At 69.9% G+C, this 3,039-nt stretch carries 2 protein-coding genes and 2 pseudogenes; 2 read left to right on the top strand and 2 right to left on the bottom strand.

Annotated features, from left to right (window positions below; translation table 11 throughout):
* Positions 1-93: 93 nt before the first annotated feature.
* Both AB0N14_RS39705 and AB0N14_RS39700 read left to right on the top strand, forming a co-directional pair.
* A pseudogene (locus tag AB0N14_RS39705) lies at positions 94-327 on the top strand (winged helix-turn-helix domain-containing protein); the annotation flags it as partial.
* Positions 324-810, top strand: a pseudogene (locus AB0N14_RS39700) (transposase). The pseudogenes AB0N14_RS39705 and AB0N14_RS39700, both read left to right, overlap by 4 nt.
* Positions 811-1,007: 197 nt before the next feature.
* Here the strand turns inward: AB0N14_RS39700 and AB0N14_RS39695 are convergent.
* Entirely contained in the window at positions 1,008-1,244 is a 237-nt protein-coding gene (locus AB0N14_RS39695) for a hypothetical protein (RefSeq protein ID WP_200419964.1), read from the bottom strand.
* A gap of 626 nt (positions 1,245-1,870) precedes the next feature.
* A complete protein-coding gene (locus tag AB0N14_RS39690) occupies positions 1,871-2,743 on the bottom strand; it encodes a trypsin-like serine protease (RefSeq protein WP_366030551.1) in 873 nt (290 codons plus the stop codon).
* Between the last annotated feature and the right edge of the window lie 296 nt (positions 2,744-3,039).

The following is a 3,039-nucleotide window of genomic DNA, read 5'->3' as shown; positions in this document are numbered from 1 at the left end:
AGCACACCGAACTGTTCGACGAACAGACCGCCTTTCCCTTCGAACTAGCCGAAGCCGCTTGACGCGCTAAACACCTGAGGTGTCTACAGCGTCTCGGGCGCCACGAGGCTGATGCACCGGCTCGGCTTCAGCCCGCAGGTGCCCGCGCGGCGGGTGGCCGAACGCGACGAGAGGGCCGTCCAGGTGTGGAAGGAGGCGACCTGGGCCGAGGTAAAAGAGCCCGGGCGGCCTGCGGAGGCTACATCTGCTTCGAGGACGAGGCAGGCTTCACCCGTCGGCCGCCCAAAGGACGCACCTGGGGCCGGCGCGGCCGCACCCCGGTCGTGACGGTCAGCGGGCGACGCTCGGGGCGCCTGTCAGTGGCCGGACTGATCGCGATGCGGCCAGGTTCTCGCACCCGGCTGTGTCACCGCCTGCGCACCCACCCCGCGGGCAAAGGGCAAGCGCCGCAGCATGGGCGAGCGCGACTTCATCGCGCTGATCGACGGTGTCCACCAGCTCGTCAAGGCGCCGATCGTGCTGGTGTGGGACCGGCTCAACACGCACGTCTCCCACGCCATGCGTGAGTTGATCGCCGAGCGTGAATGGCTGACGGTGTTCCTGCTGCCCGCCTACTCGCCCGATCTCAATCCCGTCGAGGGCGTATGGGCACACGTCAAACGCAGCCTGGCCAACCTCGCCGTCGTCGCCCTCGACCGCCTGGAAACGCTCGTCCGCAACCGACTCAAACGCCTGCAGTACCGGCCCGACACCCTCGACGGTTTCATAGCTGGCACCGGCCTGTCCCTCGACGGTTCAGCGTCACCCTGACGAGCCGAAGTCAGTATCGCCGGCCTTCCGATGCGTTGCCTATGGCGCGCCACGGATGGCTGTTGCGTGTGCAGGGGCGGCCGTGCTGTGTCGCGTGTGTGCGACTGCCCAGGTGCCGACTGCTCCGCGGATGCGTGTCGGGTCGCGGCCCTGAACAGTTCAGGTGGCTGTCAGGGGCGTCAGTCCAGTCGTGCGGGTCAGGCGTGGTCTACGAGTTCTGCTTTGCCCTGCTGACGGGCGCAGTGCGCGCAGCAGAAGAACTGCCCGTCGGCCTGGAGGCCGTGACCGAGGATGCGGCATTGGCAGTTTTCGCAGATCGGCGCCATCCGCTGGGCGGCGCACTCGAGGCTGTCGAAGGTGTGGACGGCTCCTCCCTTGGCGTGCACTTCGAAAGACATCTCGTAGTCGTTGCCGCAGACGTCACACACGGCCATGGACGCTCAACTCCTCACAGCTTCCCGGATGGGACCGCTGCCGGTACCTGCAACCAACAGCGTCCCTGACGGTAGTGAAGAGATGCCGACTGTCCTTGGGCGGCGCGTTGGCCTGCGCCCGAGCGGCGCACAGGAATCACTCGGCCGGGCGCGGCGGTACGCGGGCAGCCCGGGCCTGCACCCGTCCAGCCAGGACTGCCTCCGCTTTTTGAGTGGGTGACCACGAACTGTTCGCGCTCTTGGAATTCAGGCACAGGTGCGGCGGCCGCCTCGGCGGTCGGAGCTGCGGCCGCCGGTGTCGGCAGCGCCGCCCGCGGCTGATCGGGTCGCTGTCCGTCGACCGGGGCCACGGTCAAGTGACGCCTCGTGGGGAGTCCTTGCGGAGTCGGGCAGGCTCCGCAGCGTGTTTTGCTGCTGGCGCTGACCACGCGCGACGACGCTTCCCCGCCGGATGGGCGGGCGAGGTGGCGCCGCCAGTCGGGTGACCGGGTCAGCGCACCGCCGGAAGGCTTCCGGTGCGGTCGCCGGACGGGCCCGCCGCCGACGGCTCGTCTGAGCCGGAGTCGACGGCGGGCCCGGCAGCGCGGTAAAGCGCTGCGGAGGTGGCGGGCTGTGTCTGGCGGGCGCTACGGCAGCTTCACGAACGGCGCCAGGAAGGCGCGGGCGCCCGGGGTGTCCAGGCGGTACGACACGTTCGTCGCGTAGCACGGGCCGTCGCCGGTGATCGTGGTGGCCGCGAGCACGTTCCGGCCGCCGATCACGGCGAAGTTGGGGCCGCCGGAGTCGCCGTAGCAGGCGCCGCCGTTGCCCTGGGGTTCGGTCATCGCCAGGCGGACCCACGCGTCGTTGAGGGCGTCGAAGGTGACAGGCGCCTTCATCCGGACACCGCCGCCGGGGTGGGTCTGGCCGCCGGGGCCGCGCTGGGCCTCCTGGGTGCCGTATCCGGCGACGAACCAGTCGGTGGAGTTCAGCACCTGCGGGCCGAGCGCGCCGAGCTGGTTGGCGGTGGGCAGCGTGGCTGGAGTGAAGGTCCAGCGGGCCTTGACTTTGGTCGCGGGCAGCTCGATCACCGAGATGTCGTGCGGGTCGGACGCGGGCCCGGGGTAGTCGGGATGGCTGTGGGCGGTGCCCTGGACGGCGACGGCGCCCGCCTGCGCGGCCGGATCGCCGGGGTACTTCGTCGCGGCGGCGTCGAGGCCGGCCTGCACGTCCTGGTCCAGGGACACGTAGAACTTCACGTTGTCGGGCCAGTCGGTCGTGCAGTGCGCGGCGGTCAGGAACGTGTCCGTGTCGATCATGGTTCCGGAGCAGACCCAGTCGACCCGGTCGGGTGTCGTGGGGTCGCCGTCGTTGTCCCAGGTCGCGACGAGCGCGCCGACCTCGGTGCGCTCGGGTGCGGGTGTCGCGTTGTACGAGTTGATGGCCGAGGACGGCAGGGCGGTGGCTAGCACGGCGGCACAGGCGGCGGCGGTGACGGCGGACGCGCGTAGGGCGGTCAAGAGAAACCCTTCTTCCGATGGGACGGGTGTTCTCCTGTGGGGGGTGGAGCAGCGCCAGTGAAGCGCCTGGGGGCGGCTGCGACAAGAGCACGCCCGCCCTTCCAGGGTTTTCCCTCTGTGGGGGGCTGGTGGTCAGCCCGGCGCACGATGTGGTCGCCATCGCACGGCTTGACGTCCGCAGCAGGGTGTGTCCAGCCAGTGGTGTAACTCGGTTGTCGGGTTCTAGCGGCGGGCGGCCGAGAGTCGTCCGTCGAAGGTGATGTCGAATGCTTGCAGCGCTGGCTTCCACCGGATCG

The organism is Streptomyces sp. NPDC051104 (genome assembly GCF_040682835.1).
In the GTDB taxonomy this organism is placed as follows: Bacteria; Actinomycetota; Actinomycetes; order Streptomycetales; family Streptomycetaceae; genus Streptomyces; species Streptomyces cynarae.
The sequence above is the reverse complement of the archived record's forward strand: the minus strand, read 5'-3'. Positions and strand labels throughout refer to the sequence as shown.

Coding starts and splice junctions, on each gene's coding strand:
- AB0N14_RS39695 (WP_200419964.1), bottom strand. CDS start 1,244: ATGGCCGTGTGTGACGTCTGCGGCAACGACTACGAGATGTCTTTCGAA.